The 18760-nt window shown below is 57.3% G+C and carries 19 protein-coding genes; 10 read left to right on the top strand and 9 right to left on the bottom strand.

The window, feature by feature from the left end; all coding sequences use genetic code 11:
* The first annotated feature begins 54 nt into the window (after nucleotides 1–54).
* The 6 genes from frdA to WCG50_RS02340 all read left to right on the top strand — a co-directional run bounded on the left by frdA (nucleotide 55) and on the right by WCG50_RS02340 (nucleotide 4647).
* Nucleotides 55–1812, top strand: a complete 1758-nt coding sequence (frdA, locus tag WCG50_RS02365; RefSeq protein ID WP_336897958.1) for a fumarate reductase (quinol) flavoprotein subunit — start codon at nucleotides 55–57, stop codon at nucleotides 1810–1812.
* Nucleotides 1809–2555: a succinate dehydrogenase/fumarate reductase iron-sulfur subunit gene (locus WCG50_RS02360; protein ID WP_336897957.1), complete on the top strand. Its 747-nt coding sequence runs from the start codon at nucleotides 1809–1811 to the stop codon at nucleotides 2553–2555. The genes frdA and WCG50_RS02360 overlap by 4 nt, the downstream gene beginning before the upstream one ends.
* A complete protein-coding gene (locus WCG50_RS02355) occupies nucleotides 2552–2944 on the top strand; it encodes a fumarate reductase subunit C (protein ID WP_336897956.1) in 393 nt (130 codons plus the stop codon). The genes WCG50_RS02360 and WCG50_RS02355 overlap by 4 nt, the downstream gene beginning before the upstream one ends.
* Before the next feature lie 2 nt (nucleotides 2945–2946).
* On the top strand, nucleotides 2947–3288 hold the full coding sequence (gene frdD / locus WCG50_RS02350; protein WP_336897955.1) for a fumarate reductase subunit FrdD: 342 nt from the start codon (nucleotides 2947–2949) through the stop codon (nucleotides 3286–3288).
* 98 nt (nucleotides 3289–3386) lie between these two features.
* Nucleotides 3387–4187, top strand: a complete 801-nt coding sequence (locus tag WCG50_RS02345) for a class I SAM-dependent methyltransferase (RefSeq protein ID WP_336897954.1) — start codon at nucleotides 3387–3389, stop codon at nucleotides 4185–4187.
* A gap of 16 nt (nucleotides 4188–4203) precedes the next feature.
* A complete protein-coding gene (locus tag WCG50_RS02340) occupies nucleotides 4204–4647 on the top strand; it encodes a type II toxin-antitoxin system RatA family toxin (RefSeq protein WP_336897953.1) in 444 nt (147 codons plus the stop codon).
* Between the two features lie 34 nt (nucleotides 4648–4681).
* Here WCG50_RS02340 and WCG50_RS02335 read toward each other — a convergent pair whose 3' ends face one another.
* Together WCG50_RS02335 and WCG50_RS02330 are read right to left on the bottom strand one after the other, a co-directional pair.
* Entirely contained in the window at nucleotides 4682–5458 is a 777-nt protein-coding gene (locus WCG50_RS02335) for a 16S rRNA (uracil(1498)-N(3))-methyltransferase (protein WP_336897952.1), read from the bottom strand.
* Between the two features lie 65 nt (nucleotides 5459–5523).
* A complete protein-coding gene (locus WCG50_RS02330; protein ID WP_336897951.1) occupies nucleotides 5524–6606 on the bottom strand; it encodes a phosphotransferase in 1083 nt (360 codons plus the stop codon).
* A gap of 163 nt (nucleotides 6607–6769) precedes the next feature.
* Between WCG50_RS02330 and lptD the strand changes: the two genes are divergently transcribed.
* Genes lptD through rsmA form a run of 3 tightly spaced genes read left to right on the top strand, consistent with a single transcriptional unit; the run spans nucleotide 6770 to nucleotide 11290 of the window.
* Nucleotides 6770–9121: an LPS assembly protein LptD gene (gene lptD, locus WCG50_RS02325; RefSeq protein WP_336897972.1), complete on the top strand. Its 2352-nt coding sequence runs from the start codon at nucleotides 6770–6772 to the stop codon at nucleotides 9119–9121.
* Nucleotides 9122–9127: 6 nt separating this feature from the next.
* Nucleotides 9128–10495 (top strand): peptidylprolyl isomerase, encoded by a 1368-nt coding sequence (locus tag WCG50_RS02320; protein ID WP_336897950.1) that lies wholly within the window; start codon nucleotides 9128–9130, stop codon nucleotides 10493–10495.
* Nucleotides 10496–11290 carry a 16S rRNA (adenine(1518)-N(6)/adenine(1519)-N(6))-dimethyltransferase RsmA gene (gene rsmA / locus WCG50_RS02315; RefSeq protein ID WP_336897949.1) on the top strand — a complete coding sequence of 265 codons (795 nt, stop codon included), beginning with the start codon at nucleotides 10496–10498 and terminating at the stop codon, nucleotides 11288–11290.
* An 86-nt stretch (nucleotides 11291–11376) separates the two neighbouring features.
* Here the strand turns inward: rsmA and WCG50_RS02310 are convergent, their stop codons facing one another.
* The 7 genes from WCG50_RS02310 to WCG50_RS02280 form a co-directional block, all read right to left on the bottom strand.
* Nucleotides 11377–11598, bottom strand: a complete 222-nt coding sequence (locus tag WCG50_RS02310) for a hypothetical protein (RefSeq protein ID WP_336897948.1) — start codon at nucleotides 11596–11598, stop codon at nucleotides 11377–11379.
* A complete protein-coding gene (locus tag WCG50_RS02305; RefSeq protein ID WP_336897947.1) occupies nucleotides 11577–12020 on the bottom strand; it encodes a barstar family protein in 444 nt (147 codons plus the stop codon). Before WCG50_RS02305 ends, WCG50_RS02310 begins: the two co-directional genes overlap by 22 nt.
* Nucleotides 12021–12060: 40 nt before the next feature.
* A complete protein-coding gene (locus tag WCG50_RS02300) occupies nucleotides 12061–12369 on the bottom strand; it encodes a ribonuclease (RefSeq protein WP_336897971.1) in 309 nt (102 codons plus the stop codon).
* Between the two features lie 240 nt (nucleotides 12370–12609).
* The gene (locus tag WCG50_RS02295) at nucleotides 12610–14919 is read right to left on the bottom strand and encodes an NADP-dependent malic enzyme (RefSeq protein WP_336897946.1); all 2310 of its coding nucleotides are present in this window, start codon (nucleotides 14917–14919) and stop codon (nucleotides 12610–12612) included.
* Between the two features lie 230 nt (nucleotides 14920–15149).
* Nucleotides 15150–16316 carry an FAD-dependent oxidoreductase gene (locus WCG50_RS02290; RefSeq protein ID WP_336897945.1) on the bottom strand — a complete coding sequence of 389 codons (1167 nt, stop codon included), beginning with the start codon at nucleotides 16314–16316 and terminating at the stop codon, nucleotides 15150–15152.
* 18 nt (nucleotides 16317–16334) lie between these two features.
* On the bottom strand, nucleotides 16335–16499 hold the full coding sequence (locus WCG50_RS02285) for a rubredoxin (protein ID WP_336897944.1): 165 nt from the start codon (nucleotides 16497–16499) through the stop codon (nucleotides 16335–16337).
* 91 nt (nucleotides 16500–16590) lie between these two features.
* Entirely contained in the window at nucleotides 16591–17082 is a 492-nt protein-coding gene (locus WCG50_RS02280; RefSeq protein ID WP_336897943.1) for a rubrerythrin family protein, read from the bottom strand.
* 160 nt (nucleotides 17083–17242) lie between these two features.
* On the opposite strand from WCG50_RS02280, the gene WCG50_RS02275 reads away from it, so the two are divergent.
* A complete protein-coding gene (locus tag WCG50_RS02275) occupies nucleotides 17243–18520 on the top strand; it encodes an HD domain-containing phosphohydrolase (protein ID WP_336897942.1) in 1278 nt (425 codons plus the stop codon).
* Nucleotides 18521–18760 lie beyond the last annotated feature (240 nt).

The following is an 18760-nucleotide window of genomic DNA, read 5'->3' as shown; positions in this document are numbered from 1 at the left end:
CGGTGAGGCTCAGATCTGAAAATTGGTATTCACACCAGTGAAGGAAAGAAAAACATGGAAATAGTCAACGTAGATGTCGCCATCGTGGGCGCGGGCGGCGCGGGTTTACGTGCTGCCATTGCCCTCGCACAAACCGATCCCATGCTGCGCATTGCGCTGATCTCCAAGGTCTACCCGATGCGCAGCCATACCTGCGCGGCCGAGGGCGGCGCAGCGGGAGTGATCAAGGCTGACGACAGCTTTGACATGCACTTTGACGACACCGTGGGCGGTGGCGACTGGCTGTCGGACCAGGACTGTGTTGAATACTTTGTCAAGGAAGCGCCCAAGGAGTTGACCCAGTTGGAGCACTGGGGCTGCCCCTGGAACCGCGAGGCCGATGGTTCGGTGGCGGTGCGCCCCTTTGGCGGCATGAAAAAGCAGCGAACCTGGTTTGCTGCCGACAAGTCGGGTTTTCACATCCTGCACACGCTGTTTCAGACCACGCTGCAGTTTGAGTCGATCCAGCGTTTTGACGAGTACTTTGCTTTGGACTTGCTGGTGGACGAGGGCCGCTGCCAGGGTCTGACGGCCATGGAAATGCGCAGCGGCATGGTCAAGCAGTTCAATGCCAAGGCCGTCATCATTGCCGGTGGCGGCGCCGGGCGGATCTTTCCGTTCAGCACCAACGGTGCCATTAAAACCGGGGACGGCATGGCGCTGGCTTACCGCGCCGGGGTGCCCCTCAAAGACATGGAGTTTGTGCAGTACCACCCCACCGGTCTGCCCAATACCGGCAGTTTGTTGACCGAAGCCTGCCGGGGTGAAGGGGGTGTACTGCTCAACAAAGACGGTAGGCGTTACTTGCAGGATTACGGCATGGGCCCTGAAACGCCGATGGGTAAACCCCAGCTCAAAACCATGGAGCTCGGCCCACGCGATCGTGTCAGCCAAGCCTATTGGCACGAACTGCAAAAGGGCAACACCGTCAGCACCCAATGGGGCGAATGCGTGATGCTGGACATGCGCCATTTAGGCGAAAAAGTCATTAACGAGCGCCTGCCACTGGTTCGCGAACTGGCTATTGCTTACCTCGGTGTCGACATCGTGACCGACGCCGTGCCGATTCGCCCGGTGGTGCATTACATGATGGGTGGCATCTCCACCAATACGCAGGCCGCCACCACGCTGCCGGGCTTGTTTGCTGCGGGCGAATGCGCCTGCGTCAGCCTGAATGGTGCCAACCGGTTGGGCTCCAACTCGCTGGTGGAATTGTTGGTGTTTGGCAAGTCGGCGGCCCTGTCTGCCATCGCCCATTTGCGAACGCAACCGCCACCCAACACCGCAGCGCTTGAGGCGCGCGCCAAAGCGTCGCAAGCGCGCATTCGTGAACTCTTTTCGCGCACCGACGGCACCGAGTCGATGTCGGGCCTGCGCAAGGAGATGATGGACACGATGGAGAAAAACGTAGGCATCTACCGCACCGAGGCGGGCCTGCAAGAAGCCGTCGCCAAGATCCATGAGTTGCGCCAGCGCTACCAAAAAGTGGTACTCAACGACAAGAGCAATGTCTTCAACACCGACTTGTTCCAGGTGCTCGAATTGGGCTCAATGCTCGATTGCGCCTCTGCCCTCACGGTCGGTGCTTTGGCGCGCAAAGAGTCACGCGGCGCCCACCAACGGCTGGATTATGTGCAGCGCGATGACCAAAACTACCTGCGTCACAGCATGGCGCATTTCCAGGGCTTGGCACTCCCCACGGTGGATTATCTGGACGTGGTCATCACCAAGTCCCCGCCCGGTGTGCGGGACTATTCGGGAGACCACAAATGAAAGAACGACTGGTTCAACTGGAGGTGATGCGCTACGACCCGGAGGGCGACACCGAGCCGCATTTTCAGCGGTATGAAGTGATGTGCAAGGATGAGTGGGTGGTGCTGGATGCCCTTAACGCCATCAAGGAAAGCCTGGACCCCACGCTGGCTTATCGCTGGTCCTGCCACATGGCGGTGTGCGGTAGCTGCGGCATGATGATCAATGGTGAGCCCAAGCTCTCGTGCCATGCTTTTTTGCGCGACTACCCCGGCGTGATCCGCGTCGAGCCGCTGGCTAATTTCCCGATTGAGCGCGATCTGGTCACAGTGGCCGATGACTTCATTGACAAGCTCAAGCGTGTCAAGCCCTACCTGATTCCCAAGGAAAAGAAAACCCTTGCCGAAGGCGAGTACAAGCAAACGCCGGCACAGTTGATGAAGTACCGGCAGTTCTCCATGTGCATCAACTGCATGCTGTGCTACGCCGCCTGCCCGGAATATGCGCTGCAGCCGAAGTTCCTCGGGCCGGCCGCCATCACGTTGGCGCACCGCTACAACCAGGATTCGCGCGATGGTGGGCGTGACGAGCGTCAGGAGGTCATCGCGACCAACGAGGGCGTCTGGGAATGTTCGTTTGTCGGGGCCTGCTCCGAAGTTTGTCCCAAGGCGGTAGACCCGGCAGGGGCGCTGCAGCAGGTCAAAGTTGCCAGCACGCTGGACTGGTTCAAGGAGCACTTGTTGCCTGGAGGTAGCCCAAAATGAGTCGCAAACCCTATGTTCGCCCGGTCTCCAAAACAGGCTGGTACTTCAAACACCCGCGCTACCTGCGCTATATGTCGCGCGAGGTGACGTGCATTTTTATCGGAGCCTTTGCCTTGCTGATGGTGTGCACGCTGGAGCGCCTCTCCAAAGGGCAAGCGGCCTTTGATTCGTTCATGGCGGCCCTCACCGGGCCGTGGAGCGCGCTAGGCCTGTTGGTGATCCTGGCATTTGCCGTGCACAACGCCACCAGCTGGTTTAATGTCACGCCCAAGGCATTGCCTGTGCAAATGGGCGAAGAGTTCTTAGCCGGCAAATACATCATTGGCGCGCACTACGCGGTGTGGTTGGTGACGACCGTGTCGGTATTGTTGTTTGCGGGGGTGTTTTAGCCATGGCCAAGTCCAATAAGCCAATCTTCTGGAGCCTGTTTGCTGCCGGTGGCACCTTGGCGGCTTTTCTGGCCCCGGTGCTGGTGTTGCTGTTTTTGTTGGCAGCTTGGGGCCATGCACCGAGTGTCCTGAGCTATGCCAACCTGCACGCCTTTGCGGCCAACTGGCTGGGTAAACTGGCGCTGCTGGGTGTGATTACCTTGTTTCTCTGGCATGCGGCACACCGCTTGCGTGTGACTTTGCATGACTTTGGACTGCGCCAAGATGGCCGGGTGGCACTGGTGGTGTACAGCGTGGCGTCAGTGGGGACGGTGCTGACTTTGTTGTACCTGATTCGCATCTAGCAAATTTTTAATATAGTGCAACTTGTTTGGGTCGCTTTGAGCACCTCTTGGCGGGGGCTCAAAGTGCCTGCTATTCATTTGAATTTCAAAGGTTATTTATGCCGTCTTGGTTGATGTATGTGGCGTACGCAGTTGTTTTTTTGCTTTCGAGCACCGCTCTGTTCTTTTTTACGCTGACGCGCGGCGCCTTGTTATTGCGCAGCGTTACGGGCCGTTCAGCAAACGACGATGCCCATATTTATCCGATCTATTCCGACATGCGGCTGATCAAGCTGATCGATTTCCAACCCCTGATTGCTGCCATCCTGTTGTTTCAGTACGACCGTCTGGTCTCGGCCATTACCCACGGCCTCGGACTCATGAATCTGCTGGAGAAAAAGGTGCTGATCACCTCCTGTGCCTTTGGTAACGTCATTCCGCGAGTTGTCAAAGCGTCCATTGAGTCGGGTGTACACAGTGTTTTGATTGCAGACATCATCAAAAATGAGCTTGTAAACGCGCATGACAAGACCAGCGAATACGCCGGACAAGTGGTGTTTCTGGAAGAAAACGCCATTGCCATGAAGCAAGCCGATGAGTCGGTGGCGGCCAATGTAATTTTCTTCTTGCTCCACGAGTTGCCCCACCCGCTCAAGGCGGAAGCCTTGAAGGAAGCTGTGCGGGTTCTGGAGCCGGGCGGTCAACTGTTTCTGGCTGAATTTCACCGGCCAGATGTCTGGGTCTTGCGGGCCCTCAGCTGGACCTACTTCAAGGTTTTCGAGCCCCTGGGGCTTGCGCTCTGGAGTACCCATGATCCCGTGAAGCAGCTGGAGTCGTTTGAAGGGATCACCTGCAAGCGACGCACCGTATTCTTTGGGAATTTCCAGGTGATTGTTGCGACCAAGGCAGGGGCCAAATGATGACGGGACGCTCGCTGTGAAAAATGTCCACAAATCCGTGTTGCTTTCTTACAGCCCGGAGGAAATGTACCGGCTCGTGACCGAGGTGGATCTCTACCCCAAGTTCTTGCCCTGGTGCGCCAGCGCCCGCGAGGTCACGGTGGACGAGAGCAGTACGGTGGTCGAAATGGGCATTGCCTTTCATGGCGTTGGGCATATTTTTACCACCCGAAACCACCATATTCCAGGTCGCCAGGTGACCATGACGCTGGTGGATGGCCCTTTTTCCCGACTGGATGGCGAATGGAACTTCATCCCTTTGGGCGATGGCAGTCAGCGGGCTTGCAAGGTGGAACTGTCACTGACCTATGGGTTTAACCATGTGACGCTGGAGAAATTCGTGGGCTCGGCGTTTGACCATATCGCGTTGAGCATGGTGGATGCCTTCGTGCGGCGCGCCGTTCAGGTTTACGGAGAATGACGCGCTCCTGAAAGCTTGCCGTGACTCTATGCGGCTAAACCAGCAGCGCAGCCAGCGCCACCAGCGCCGCGGTCTCGGACCGCAGCACCCGCGGACCCAGGGTGACTGGCGCAAAGCCGCAGGCCAGGGCCAGTTCTTCTTCGTTAGCGCTTAAACCGCCTTCGGGGCCCGACAGAAAAGTGATGGCTTCGAAGGTGTTCCCGGTGGTTTGATCCAGTGTGCTGACGACCGTGCGCAAACTTTGGGTACCCGTGCGCAAGGAGAGCAGCAACGATTGCCCGGCCAGTGTGGGCTGCGCCACCTGTGTCAGCGCCCGGGCTTTGGTCCAGGCGGCAAGGCTCATCACCTCGTGAATCACCGGCACCCGGTTGCCGCCGCATTGCTCACAGGCGGCAATCGCCACGCTTTGCCAGTGCGCCACTTTCTTTTCAGCCCGTTCACCGCTGAGCCGCAGCACGCTGCGTTCAGTCATGACCGGTTGCAGGCTGGCCACGCCCAACTCGGTGGCTTTTTCGACCAGCCAGTCCATGCGATCGTTGGCGGGCATGCCCACCACCAGATGAATCGCACGCGAGGCTTCGCGCTCTACTGGGACATGCGCGTCGATCTGCACCTGCACATCGCTGCGGCCCATGCGGGTCACGGTGGCTTCGAATTCGCCGCCACTGCTTGCCAGGCCCGGTCCGCCGTTGAACAAGGTGATGCCGTCACCCGGCTGCAGGCGCAGCACCTGCACATGGCGGGCGGCTCCGGCGGGCAACTCAAGCGATTCACCGGGAATCAAGGGGGTGGGGCAGTAAAAGCGGGGCATCTTAAAACGCTATGAAAATAGTAGCTGCTTACGCAAGTGGGACGGGGGCTAGAGCCTGATTAGGCTTAAACTTTACCAAAAGAGTAGCCATTGGCCACTTCAATGCCTTCGATGCGCTCGATCAGGCGCAGCAGTGGTTTGAGTTCGCGGTAGCGTTCGCAGGTGGCGCGGATGTAGTGGATGAAGCGCGGCGTGTCTGCCAGGTACTGCGGCTTGCCATCGCGCAGGGTCAGGCGGGCGAAGATACCAGCCACTTTCAGGTGGCGCTGCAGGCCCATCCACTCGACGCCGCGGTAAAACTCGCCAAAGTCGTCACCCACGGGCAGACCGGCTTTGCGGGCTTTGTCCCAGTAGCGGATGGTGATGTCCAGGCAAAAGTCTTCGTCCCAGCTCAAAAACGCGTCGCGCATCAGGCTGGCGATGTCGTAGGTGATGGGGCCATAAACAGCGTCCTGAAAGTCCAGTACGCCCAAACGGGCACCAGGAGCGGCCACCATTAAATTGCGCGGCATGAAATCGCGGTGCACATAGACGCTGGGCCAGGCCAGATTGCGTTCAATGATGACTTTGAAGGCGTCATCCAGTATCCGGCGCACATCGCCTTCTACCGCCACGCCCCGGTGCCGGGCTATATACCAGTCGGGGAATAACTCCAGTTCACGGCGCAACAGGGCTTCGTTGTAAGGGGGCAGCACACCCGGGGTGGAGGCCAGTTGCCAGGTAATCAGGGCGTCCACCGCTTGCAGATACAAGCCTTGGTTGGCAGCGGCGTCGTCCGGGTTGATGACCTGCATCATCGTCTGCGCACCCAGGTCGGTCAGCAGCATGAAACCACTGGCTTCGTCCCAGGCCAGCACTTCGGGCGCATGGATGTGTGCGGCCTGCATCAGCTGGGCGACCTTGGCGAATGGGCGGCAGTCTTCCTTGTCGGGTGGTGCGTCCATGATGATGAGGCTGGCTTGTTCGCCATCAACACGGAAATAACGCCGAAAGCTGGCATCGGCCGATGCGCTGCGCAGCGTGTCCAAACGCAGACCATAGGCCGGTGCCAGGGGGCTCAGCCATTTATTGAAATCGGCTTCACGCTGTGCGTCGGACCAGACGGGGGCGATGAAGGGGGTGGGTTCGGGGGTAGGTGCTTGGCTCATGGATAATCCATTCTACAAACCCGAACACACGGGCGTTCCTTCTAACCCGCTCCCTCACCCAAGACTGCCCTGCACGATGCGATTTTTGATGCGCGACCTGAAACACAGAGCGTCCACTTTCAGTTTTGCACCCACCCCAATCACGCTGGTTGCCTGGGTTGTGATGCAAGCCACCGCCCTCAGCGCGCAGGAGTTGACTCAAGGGGCAACGCCGCCGGTGCAGGATGTAGCGCCAGTCGTACTCAAGAGCAGTTCTTTACTGCAGGAGCAGATTCCTGACGATCAACGCAGCGCCTTGCCCACCTTTGTCTATGGCGAGCGCATATTTGGTCGACCTGACCTGGAAACGGTGGTCGAAGGCAACGCCATGCTGCGCCGGGGCGACATGGTGATCAAGGCCGACCGGCTCGAATACGACCAGCCCACCGATCTGGCCAAAGCCACCGGACAGGTGCGCATCAACCGTGCCGGCAATGTGTACGAAGGCCCGCTGCTGGAGCTCAAGCTGGAGGCCTTTGAGGGCTTCTTCAATCAGCCGCGGTTTTACTTTCTTAAAAACGACATGAACGGCGAGGCTGACAGGGTCGACTTTATTGATGATCAGCGCGCAGTCATTACCCATGCCAGCATGACGACCTGCCGCCGCTTGCCCGGCCCCGACTGGATGCCAGACTGGATTTTGCGAGCCACCAGCATCAGCATGGACAACGAAGAAGACGTAGGCACCGCGCAAGGTGCGCTGCTGAGCTTCAAGGGCGTGCCGCTGCTGCCCATTCCGTACCTCACCTTTCCCTTGAGTGACAAGCGCAAGTCAGGCCTCATGCCGCCCACGCTGGGGTTGGACAACGTCAACGGGGTCGAGGTATCGGTTCCTTACTACTGGAACATCGCGCCAAACCGGGATGCCACCCTCACCCCCACGTTCATGAGCAAGCGCGGCGTCAACCTGGGCAGCGAGTTTCGCTACCTGGAGGCTGATTATTCGGGCCAACTGCGCTTGGATCTGATGCCCTCTGATCTGCTGCGTGACAGCAACCGCTGGGGCCTGTCATATGCGCATCAGGCGACGCTTAAAAGCGATCTCACCAACTACTTCTCAGCCAGCGGCATGGCGCTGAGCCTCAACCTGAACCGGGTCAGTGACGATAATTACTGGCGTGACTTCACCCGTTCCGAGGCCTCATTGACGCAACGCCTGTTGTCCAACGATGCTGCGCTGACCTGGAGCAATGGCAACTTCTCGAACAGTGTGCGCATGCTCAAGTGGCAGACCTTGCAGGATGTCACGGCCCCGATCGTGCCGCCTTATGACCGCGTACCGCAGTTGGCCACGCGCTACGCCCGCAGCAATGTCAACGGCTTTGATTTTTCGGTGGACGCCGACTACACGCAGTTTCAGTCGAACAGCACACTCACCCTGCAACCCAATGCCCAGCGCGCTTTCTCGCGCTTGAGCGTGAGCCACCCCTGGTTGGCGCCCGCCGGTTTCTTCACGCCCAAGCTGCAATTGAACGCCACCCAGTACCAGTTTGACACGCCGTTGACCAACGGTGACAGCGCGGCAAACCGTGCGCTGCCGACTTTCAGCCTGGACACCGGGCTGGTGTTTGAGCGCGACGCCAACTTCTTTGGTCGGGCTTTGCGCCAGACGCTGGAGCCGCGCGCCTTTTACGTCAACACACCTTACCGCGACCAGAGCCTGTTGCCCAACTACGACTCGGGTAGCAACGACTTCAATTTCGCCACCATCTGGGCTGAAAACGCCTTTGTCGGCAATGACCGCATTTCGGACAGCAACCTGCTCACGCTGGGCCTGACCACGCGTCTGCTGAACCCGGATACCGGCGCGGAAGTGGCGCGTTTTGGCGTAGCCCAGCGGCTGCGCTTTACCGACCAGAACGTGACCTTGTTAAAAACAGATGCGCCTGCGGTCAGCGGTATCAGTGATTTGCTGTTGGGTGCCGCCGTCAACTGGGACCCCAAATGGGCCTTTGACGCCACCGTGCAATACAACCCGACCACCCGGGAGTCGGTGAGCTCAACCCTGGGTGCGCGCTACAACCCAGGCCTTTACCGGGCCCTGACGGCCGCTTACCGTTTCCAGCGCGTTGCCAGCGCGACGGCCATTGCCAGTGAACAAATGGATATTGGCTGGCAGTGGCCCGTGAATGATCTCTGGGGCGACAAAGGTCAGGATCTGGGGGCCGGACGTGGCCAGGGCGAGGGCCGCTGGTACAGCGTTGGCCGCCTCAACTACAGCATGGACGAGGGTCGCCTAGTCAATACCCTGCTTGGCTTTGAGTACGATGCGGGTTGCTGGCTGGGTCGAGTGGTGTTGGAACAACTGCAGGTCAGTACCACTGCGGCGACGCAACGCATCATGTTCCAGCTTGAGTTTGTCGGTTTTACACGCTTGGGCGTGAGCCCCCTGAAGACATTGAAAGACAATATTCCAAGTTACCAGTATCTGAGAGAGCAAACCAGCCCTCCCAGCCGTTTCAGCAATTACGATTGATCCATCATGACTCATCGACTTTTGGCCTTGACCGCGGCCAGCCTTGCCCTCTGTGCAGCCCTGAGTACGCAAGCCCAGGGGTTGAAACCCCTTGCCGCGCCAAACATCCGGCTTCAGCCCACGGCCACGCTTCAGGCCGATTTCATCGTGGCCGTGGTCAACTCTGAACCCATCACCAACAACGAAGTACGTGCCGAGATGCAGCGGCTTCTGCAACAACTTGCTCAGCAGCGCCGGGCACCGCCGGACAGCAAACTGCTGGCCGCGCAAGTGCTGGAGCGCCTCATCAACGACAAGGCGCAATTGCAGTTGGCACGCGAGTCCGGGGTGCGTGTGGACGACACAGCAGTTGACCTGGCAGAGCAAAACATAGCACGGCAAAACCAGATGGAAGTGGCCGAATTGCGCCGCCGCATCGTGGCTGACGGCATGGTGCTGAGTCAATTTCGCGACCAGTTGCGCGACCAGCTCATGTTGACCCGTCTGCGTGAACGTGACGTTGAGCCGCGTGTGCGGGTGTCTGACCTGGAGGTCGATCAATACCTGCGGGAGCAGCAACAGTCAGCCACTGTTGACCCCGCTTCCCTGGAAATCAATTTGTCGCAAATCCTGGTGGCAGTGCCTGATGCCGCTACCCCGGTGCAGATAGCCGCCTTGCAAACCAAGGCCCAGCGCGCCTTGGACCGGGCCCGAGCCGGTGAAGATTTTGTCACGCTGGTGCGAGAGTTCTCGGATGCCACCGACAGCGCCAGCCGTGCCAATGGCGGCCAGCTTGGCCTGCGCACGGCAGACCGTTACCCACCGTTGTTTGTGGAAGCGACTCAAGCACTGAGCGTGGGCGATGTCTCAGCGGTGGTGCGTTCTGGTGCCGGCTTCCATGTGCTCAAGGTGCTGGAAAAGAAAAATACCGGCTTGCCGGCCATGTCGGTGACACAAAGCCGGGCGCGCCATATTTTGTTGCGTGTCAGCCCGCAATTAAGCGAAGCGGCGGCCCGCACCAAACTTGCCGACTTCAAGAAACGCATCGTGGCGGGCCAAGCTGATTTCGCCACGCTGGCACGCGATAACTCTCAAGACGGCAGCGCTGCACAAGGCGGTGATCTGGGCTGGGCCAACCCTGGCATGTTCGTGCCAGAGTTTGAAGAAGTCATGAACCGGCTGACCCCCAGCCAGGTCAGCGATCCCTTGGTATCGCGTTTTGGTGTGCATTTGATCCAGCTGATGGAGCGCCGCAACACCGCTCTAAGTCCCCGCGAGCAACGCGAGACCGTACGTGCGATGCTGCGTGAGAAGAAACTCGACGAAACCTATGCGACCTGGTCGCAGGATTTGCGCGGACGCGCCTATGTCGAAATGCGTGAGCCACCGCTTTAAATGAAACACATTCCTCGCAAACGCTTTGGCCAGCATTTTCTGGCCGATCGCAGCATTATTGAATCCATCGTTGACGCGATTGGCCCCCAACCGGGCCAGCCCATGGTCGAAATCGGGCCGGGACTCGCGGCCTTGACGCAGCCTCTGGTGGAGCGATTGGGCCATCTGACGGTGATCGAACTGGACCGCGACCTGGCCGTTCGGCTGCGTGGACATCCACGGCTCTCGGTCATTGAGTCGGATGTGCTCAAAGTGGATTTTGCCCAAGTAGCGCTTGGGTTAAGTGCTACTAAATTAAGAGTGGTTGGCAACCTTCCCTACAACATCTCCACGCCCATTCTGTTTCACTTGTTGGAGTGTGTCGACGTCATCGAAGACCAGCATTTCATGCTGCAAAAAGAAGTGATCGACCGCATGGTGGCGCGACCCAGCACCTCCGATTACGGCCGCTTGAGTGTCATGCTGCAATGGCGCTACGAGATGGAAAACGTTCTCTTTGTGCCGCCCGAGAGTTTTGATCCGCCGCCCCGGGTCAACAGCGCGGTGGTGCGCATGGTGCCGCGTGAAAATCCAGCCCCGATTGATGTGAAGTTGTTGAGCGAACTGGTGCAGGTGGCTTTCAGCCAGCGCCGCAAGCTGATGCGACACACGCTGGGCAAATGGCTGACGGACAAAGCCTTTGCCGGTGAGTTCAATGTGCAGCGACGGGCAGAAGAGGTGCCGGTTGCGGAGTACCTGGCCTTGGCGCTGGAATTGGCCGGGGAAAGCAAGGGCGCTATCGCATCTTCAGCGTAGCGTAGCGACCGCGTTGCGATGAACGCCCAAGAAAAAAGGCCCAATCTTGCGATTGAGCCTTTTTTAATGTTGGTACTTAGGTCAGGTCAAGCGGCTGCCATCCAATAGCCCGCGTTAAATGGACTGCTCATGCGCAGGGCCAAGGGCGATATGTCCAAAAGTTTGTCGGTAGGCATTTTTTCACCGGATTCCGTGGTGAGTTCAATGCCGGCCATGGCGTGGTTGCCCACATCAGTGCCCTTTGCCTCGTTCGCCCGTTCTGCTTGGCTGGTGTTTGCAGAACGGGCTACAGAAAAGAATAGAAGCATCGGAAGGGGATCTTTCGATCGCCCCAGTAGTCGGCTGCATCCCGGAAGATGTCGAGCAATTGCTCGCGTGCTTCCTTGTCAAACTTGGTGTTGGCAGGAATATGCTCCAGCACAGCAATGAAGCCAGGCTGAACGCCAGACTTGTGCAGCGGGTCGGTCATGCTGTCATACAAAGCATCAAAATTTTTGCCAACATGCGCGGACAGTTTGAACTGTTGACCAATCAAGTCGAGCACATCTTGCTTGGTCTGGGCGTTGGCCAGATTGGCGTAAAGAAAATGCTGACCCAAAGTAACAGCAGCTTCCTGCAATTCAGGCACCCGAAAAGCCCGGATAGACTGAACGATGTTTGGACGAATGCCGCGAAGCGGCAGATCCGTTGGAGCACGTTGAGGTGCTGTTGTTTCTTGCATTAATGACATATTTATTCCCCGCTTCGCCTTCAAATTTAAAAACTAAAAACTACGGCACAATCTTGCGGAAGCTCGCATAGTGATCGGCTGTGTAATAACAAACTTCGGGCGCTTTGCTTGGTCCACCGCAAACAATGCGGCGCACTCCCCGGTTGCGAGAACCTGGTGTGGCGACGGTGTATTCATGGTAAAAACCACGTTTTTCAGTCGGAAGCAAACGCTCGCGATTGCCAAAAACCACACCGTCTTTTTCATGTACAAAGGGTCCGCCCTGAAGAATCAGGGCATACATTTGCGAACCTTGTTTGGGCAACTCGGCAACCGTCATGGTGGCCTTGGCGTCCATGACGACAGGCATTTTGGCCTGCACCAAACCGGTGGCAAAAACCCCCGCAAGCACGAAGCCAGTGAGCACCAACTTAAGGCTTGATAAACGAAACATGAAAAACACTTCCCACAACACTCCGGGTTTACCCGGAAATTTCAAGGTTCGTAGTGTCGCGTATTTGTAATAAAAATGCAAGCGGCTGCCCAAAAAATGAGCAGCCGCGAGAGGGTTTTTACTGAAGTAAGTTAGTGCCAGCTACGGCCAGAGCACTTATCGAGTGGCGTTTGCATCCGCCACTGTCAAGGCTGTCATATTTACAATTCGACGCACAGTGGTACTGGCTGTAAGAATATGCACCGGTTTGGCCGCGCCCAGCAGCACGGGGCCAATGGCAATGTTGCCGCCAGCGGCTGTTTTGAGCAGGTTGTAGGCAATATTGGCGGCATCAATGTTCGGCAGCACCAGCAAATTGGCGTCACCGACCAAGGTGCTGTTGGGCATGAGGGCCGCACGGGACTTGCCGTCCAGCGCCACATCGCCATGCATTTCGCCATCTACTTCCAGCCACGGTGCTTTAACGCGCAGAATCTCCAGCGTTTTGCGCATCTTGATGGCGCTGGGTTGGTCGCTGCTGCCAAAGTTGGAATGACTCAGCAAAGCCACCTTGGGTTTGATACCAAAGCGCAACATTTCCTCGGCGGCCATGACCGTGATTTCAGCCAACTGGTCAGCCGTGGGGTCGTAGTTGATGTGGGTGTCGACCAAAAACAGCTGACGCTCTGGCAGCACCAGACCGTTCATACAGGCATAGGTATTGACACCCGTACGTTTGCCAATCACCTGGTCCATGTACTGGAGATGCAAGGCCATGCTGCCCCACGTGCCGCAAATCAAACCGTCCACGTCGCCTTTGTGCAGCAACATGGCGCCAATGAGGCTTAAACGACGGCGCATTTCAATCTTGGCCATTTGCGCGGTGATGCCACTGCGTTCGGTCATGCGGTGGTAGGTTTGCCAGAAATCACGGTAGCGATGGTCTTGCTCCACGTTCACCACGTTGTAATCGTCACCTTCGCGCAGACGCAGGCCAAACTTTTCGATGCGCTCGGCAATCACCAGTGGGCGACCAATCAGGGTCGGCAATGCCAAGCCTTCGTCCACCACAATCTGGCAGGCCCGCAGCACGCGTTCGTCTTCGCCTTCAGAGTAGGCAACGCGTTTTTTCAGGGCTTTTTTGGCGGCCGTAAAAATCGGCTTCATGACCGTGCCAGAAGCGTACACAAAGCTTTGCAAACGTTCGCGGTAGGCATCCATGTCCAGAATCGGGCGCAAGGCCACGCCACTGTCTGCCGCGGCTTGCGCCACTGCCGGTGCGATCATCATCATCAAACGCGGGTCAAACGGCTTGGGAATCAGGTATTCAGGGCCAAAGGCGAGTTTCTCGCCAGCATAGGCTGCCGCCACCACTTCGCTTTGTTCCGCTTGGGCCAACTCAGCGATGGCGTGCACTGCGGCAATTTCCATCTCGATGGTGATCGTGGAAGCGCCAGCATCGAGTGTGCCCCGGAAAATATAGGGGAAGCACAGGACGTTGTTGACCTGGTTCGGGTAATCCGAGCGGCCAGTCGCGATGATGGCGTCGTCGCGAACCGCTTTAACTTCTTCCGGGAGAATCTCAGGTGTCGGATTGGCGAGGGCAAACACCAGCGGACGGGCCGCCATTCTGCGCACCATGTCGGGTTTGAGTACGCCGCCCGCCGACAGACCGAGGAACACGTCAGCGCCTTCAATGATTTCGCTCAGCGTGCGGGCCGATGTTTTTTGAGCGAATTGAATCTTGTCTTCGTCCATCAACTCGGTGCGGCCTTCATAGACCACGCCAGCCAGATCGGTGACATAAATGTTCTCGCGCGCAATCCCCAACTTGACCAGCAAGTTAAGGCAAGCCAGGGCGGCAGCACCAGCACCGGAGGTGACCAACTTGACGTCTTTCGGGTTTTTGCCAGCGACTTTCAGCCCGTTGAGGATAGCGGCGCCCACCGTGATGGCTGTTCCGTGCTGGTCGTCGTGGAACACAGGGATCTTCATGCGTTCACGCAATTTCCGCTCGACATAAAAACAATCCGGCGCCTTGATGTCTTCCAGGTTGATGCCGCCAAAGGTCGGCTCCAGCGAGGCGATGATGTCGACCAGTCGGTCAAGGTCGTGTTTTTCGTTGATTTCGATGTCAAACACATCAATGCCAGCGAATTTCTTGAACAAAACCGCTTTGCCTTCCATCACCGGCTTGGCGGCCAGCGGGCCAATGTCGCCCAAGCCGAGCACGGCGGTACCGTTGGTGATGACCGCGACCAAATTGCCGCGACTGGTGTACTTGAAGGCGTTATTCGGGTCTTTGACGATTTCTTCGCACGGGGCAGCCACGCCGGGTGAGTAGGCCAGCCCGAGGTCGAACTGGTTGACCAGTTGTTTGGTGGCAGCAATGGCAATTTTGCCGGGGGTTGGGAACTCGTGGTATTCGAGGGCCGCACGGCGCAGAATGGCGCGTTTGTCTTCGGCACTGACGGTCGTATGGGGCATTTTGTTGTCTCCTGCTGTAATCAGTATGACCGAAAAGCCAGCCCGTCAGCGTTTATTTGGAAGCGGAATTGTAGACCGAGACCTTACTTTAAACTAACAGGTGGTTTTGTATTTCATAATATGAAATTGACATGAAGCAATTGTGGGGAATTTAGCCCCCTCTTCTCCAATCCGCTGCCGAGTCGCCTTGCAAGCCCCTTCAGGACCACTTGGAAACACCGGTGCTTGTCTCAGGCTGTGATTAATCTGGCTTGTTCCGCGCGTCGCGTGGTTTGCGGACCCGTCAGAACAAAACCCAGTACCTGACCCTGCGAATTCACAAAATGCCAGACACCGGGCTCGATGGTTTGCCAGTCTCCCGCTGTGCCGGGCGCAGGAGCGGCGACCACAATCGGCAGTGCCGGGGTTTTAATGGCGACCGGCATCAAGGGGAACACCAGCGCGGTGCGCTTACCGGCGAGCGTGGCCGCCAGAGCTTTGGTGGCGTTCATGATCGGCATCACATAGGGCAGGCCCCGGTTGCCCGCGCTGGCGTACTGGGCGCCATCGCCCAGAGCGTAAATATGCGGATCGCTGGTTTGCAAGTTGACGTCGACCAGGATGCCGCGCTCACAGGCCAGTCCAGTGGCTTGCGCCAATGTGGTGTTTGCTCTTAATCCAATAGCACTCAGCACAATATCTACGTCGGCTAGAAAGCCATTTGATAGTTCGACTTGAAGTGCGGGTGCATCAGGCGCAGTTGCCTGATTGACTGATTTCACCGTGACGCCGAAGTGCCAGGTCACACCCAAGGCGCCCAGCGCCTCGCGCAGTTGCCCGCTGGCGTCGCTGGGCAACAAGGCGGAAATCGGGCCGTTGGACGGGTCCACCACGCTGACCTGGTAGCCGCAGGCGGCGAGGTCGTTGGCAAACTCGCAACCAATCAGGCCCGCACCCATGATGAGGACGTGCTGGGCAGCCTTGGTGCCACGGCTTGTCAGGCGGTCGTGAAAGACGGAAAAGTCCCCCAGACTATTAATTGACAGCACCTGATCGGCAGCATCACCCGCCAGTGGAATCCGAATCGCTTGTGCCCCGGTCGCCAACACAAGCTGGCTGTAACTGTACTCACCGTGCGATGTGTTGATGGTTTGCGCCTGCGGGTTGATGGTCTCAACCTGCGTCTGAGCCAGCAGCGTGACGTATTGCGCCTCCGCCATCTTGGCCGCCAGCGTGCTGACCAACTGCGCAGGTCCGCGTTTTTGAGCAAAGGCGTTGGACAGGGACGGCTTGGCATAAAAGTCGCCGTGGTCCTGGGTGATCAACATCACCGGCGTGGAGGCATCAAGCTTGCGGAACTCGCGCACTGTGGTCCAGCCTGCCAGACCGGCGCCGATGATGATGATCGGGTGTGTCATGGGTTGCTTTCTGAGTGCTTAGATTTCAACCGCTTCAAAGTCGGCTTTGGCGACGCCGCAGTCAGGGCATTCCCAACTGTCAGGCACATGGGCCCAGAGGGTGCCGGGCGCAATGCCGTCTTCAGGTCGGCCGGTCGCTTCGTCGTAAACAAAGCCGCAAACAATGCAAAGGTAGGTTTTCATAAGAGTTCCTGAAATTTAAGGTAAATCGGTCGCTAGCCCCCGCTGATATTGCGTGAGTAGCTATTAAAAATAGAGCGATTGAGGCGTTGGTTTACAGCGCCTGCGCGGTCACTTTGGCCAACTGCGCTTTGTAATGGTTGGCATGGCGCTCTTCGACTTTGGCCAAGGCGGCGAAGCGCTTCTGGGCTTTTTCCAGTGTGGCGCGGAACGCGGCTGCGTGTACTTTACTTTCTTCGATCTGCTCGTTCATCTCGGTGACGGCGGCGGCGTGGCCTTCTTCTTCCGCTGTCTTGCGAAATCCGGGGTACATGGTGGTGTATTCGTAGGTTTCACCGTCGATGGCGATTTGCAAGGCCTTGGCGGGTGTCATGCTGGCCTTGGGGTAGAGCAAATCAAGATGGCCAAAGGCGTGCATGATTTCCTGGTCGGCCGTGGCTTCAAAGGTGCGTGCGGTTTCTTCATCGCCCATCTCTCGCGCCAGTTTGGCGAAATAACGGTATTTAATGTGCGCCATCGACTCTCCGGCAAAGGCAGATTCGAGGTTGGCCATGGTTTTGATCTCGGGGCGTTGGGATGTAGTCATCAATAACTCCTGGTGGTTAAACAAGTTGTTGATAGAAGTTTTCGATCAACAATGCACTAATGTTAGTTCTCATCTATTTATTAGGCTAATTGCTTTTTACTAAAAGAACGATAGGCAGCGTTGAAAGAGAGGGATAGACTCGCGCCAAAAGAGGTGATCCATGACCGTCTTCAATATCAATCTGCATGAAGCCATCTATTCGCTTTCCGATGCGCTCGACCTGGTCGGTGTCACGCATATTCACCATGGCAAACGTGTGGCTTACATGGCGGCTGAATGTGGCAAATACCTGGGGTGGAAGGGACAACGCCTGGATGACTTGTTTCAGGCGGCCATCTTGCACGACAGCGGCGTTTCCAAAACGGCGGTGCATGCCAAACTGGCTCAATTCGAATGGGAAATGGAGAGTGACCATTGCCATGCAGGGGCTGCACTTCTGAGCGCCAGTCCTTTGCTGAGCCACCTCGCTCCAGTGGTATTGCACCATCACACGCATTGGGCCGAACTGAAAAGCCTGAATTTGCCGATGGAAATCAAGCTCAGTGCCAATTGCATTTATATGGTGGACCGGGTTGATATCTTGTCGCTGAAATACCTGGTGGAAGAAACCGATATTCTGTTGGGCAAACAAGAAATTCGCCGAACCATACTGGACAAGCGCGGCGACTGGTTCTGTCCGGAACTGGTGGACGCACTCATGGAGGTGTCTGAGTCCGATGGTTTCTGGTTCGCGCTGGAGACGCACCACCTGAACGGCTATGTCTCGACCTGGTTGTCCGAAACCACGCAGCAAGGCATGGCCTTTGAAGAGTTACGCAGTCTGGTGCACCTGTTTTCCTGCATCGTCGATGCCAAAAGCCCCTTCACCAAAGAGCACTCCGATGGCGTCGCTAACTTGGCGAGGTTTATTGGGACTTTGTTTGCACTGCCAGAAGAAACCTGTGAAATGCTCGAGCTTGCCGGTCTGCTGCACGACATCGGCAAACTCAGGGTACCCGATGACCTGTTGGAGAAAACCAGCAACCTCACTGAGAGTGAGTGGATCACCATGCGCCGCCACAGTTTCGATACCTACTGCGTACTCAAAAACATCAAGGGATTTGAACAGGTAGCTCTGTGGGCTGCGCAGCACCATGAACGTGTCAATGGAACCGGCTACCCGAACCACACAAGTGGCGAAGGCTTGTCCTTTGAAGCGCGCATTATTGCCGTGGCCGATGTGTTTCAAGCGCTAGCGCAGCGGCGCCCCTACCGTGAGCCCCTGCCATGTGAGCAAATTCTGCAGATCCTGAGATTGCAAATGCAAAGTGGCAAGCTCGACCCCCGCATCGTCGCGTGCGTGGCTGCTAATTTGCAGAAATGTTGGCAAGCCGCGCTATGGGTTAGCACGCGTATAGCCCCGGATGAAGCACTGACGGAGTCCGTGACCAATCGCTGACTGAGCCAACTTGTCTTAAATCAATTTAGCTAGATTTATAAGCACGCGCTCGTTTCCATTTGTATCCAAGCGAAGCGATTCGGCACACAATTGTTTTTCGCAGTCGTTTGCGAAAAACAGAGAGCTTGGCGCCAAGTCACCCCGTGACGATCTGAGGCATTCGAATCAATGACAACGGCATGAAAAATTCAGTCGCTCTCCCCGGACGACCACGCGTTTGGCACCGTTGGGGAGAATACA

This window comes from Rhodoferax sp., assembly GCF_037143375.1.
Lineage (GTDB): Bacteria > Pseudomonadota > Gammaproteobacteria > Burkholderiales > Burkholderiaceae_C > Rhodoferax.
This window is presented reverse-complemented; position numbering and strand designations above follow the sequence as displayed.

Bases quoted from the DNA above. Each gene is read 5' to 3' on its own strand.
- frdA (WP_336897958.1), top strand. From the start codon at position 55: ATGGAAATAGTCAACGTAGATGTCGCCATCGTGGGCGCGGGCGGCGCG.
- WCG50_RS02360 (WP_336897957.1), top strand. From the start codon at position 1,809: ATGAAAGAACGACTGGTTCAACTGGAGGTGATGCGCTACGACCCGGAG.
- WCG50_RS02355 (WP_336897956.1), top strand. From the start codon at position 2,552: ATGAGTCGCAAACCCTATGTTCGCCCGGTCTCCAAAACAGGCTGGTAC.
- frdD (WP_336897955.1), top strand. From the start codon at position 2,947: ATGGCCAAGTCCAATAAGCCAATCTTCTGGAGCCTGTTTGCTGCCGGT.
- WCG50_RS02345 (WP_336897954.1), top strand. From the start codon at position 3,387: ATGCCGTCTTGGTTGATGTATGTGGCGTACGCAGTTGTTTTTTTGCTT.
- WCG50_RS02335 (WP_336897952.1), bottom strand. From the start codon at position 5,458: ATGCCCCGCTTTTACTGCCCCACCCCCTTGATTCCCGGTGAATCGCTT.
- WCG50_RS02330 (WP_336897951.1), bottom strand. From the start codon at position 6,606: ATGAGCCAAGCACCTACCCCCGAACCCACCCCCTTCATCGCCCCCGTC.
- lptD (WP_336897972.1), top strand. From the start codon at position 6,770: ATGCAAGCCACCGCCCTCAGCGCGCAGGAGTTGACTCAAGGGGCAACG.
- WCG50_RS02320 (WP_336897950.1), top strand. From the start codon at position 9,128: ATGACTCATCGACTTTTGGCCTTGACCGCGGCCAGCCTTGCCCTCTGT.
- rsmA (WP_336897949.1), top strand. From the start codon at position 10,496: ATGAAACACATTCCTCGCAAACGCTTTGGCCAGCATTTTCTGGCCGAT.
- WCG50_RS02310 (WP_336897948.1), bottom strand. From the start codon at position 11,598: ATGCTTCTATTCTTTTCTGTAGCCCGTTCTGCAAACACCAGCCAAGCA.
- WCG50_RS02305 (WP_336897947.1), bottom strand. From the start codon at position 12,020: ATGTCATTAATGCAAGAAACAACAGCACCTCAACGTGCTCCAACGGAT.
- WCG50_RS02300 (WP_336897971.1), bottom strand. From the start codon at position 12,369: ATGCCTGTCGTCATGGACGCCAAGGCCACCATGACGGTTGCCGAGTTG.
- WCG50_RS02295 (WP_336897946.1), bottom strand. From the start codon at position 14,919: ATGCCCCATACGACCGTCAGTGCCGAAGACAAACGCGCCATTCTGCGC.
- WCG50_RS02290 (WP_336897945.1), bottom strand. From the start codon at position 16,316: ATGACACACCCGATCATCATCATCGGCGCCGGTCTGGCAGGCTGGACC.
- WCG50_RS02285 (WP_336897944.1), bottom strand. From the start codon at position 16,499: ATGAAAACCTACCTTTGCATTGTTTGCGGCTTTGTTTACGACGAAGCG.
- WCG50_RS02280 (WP_336897943.1), bottom strand. From the start codon at position 17,082: ATGACTACATCCCAACGCCCCGAGATCAAAACCATGGCCAACCTCGAA.
- WCG50_RS02275 (WP_336897942.1), top strand. From the start codon at position 17,243: ATGACCGTCTTCAATATCAATCTGCATGAAGCCATCTATTCGCTTTCC.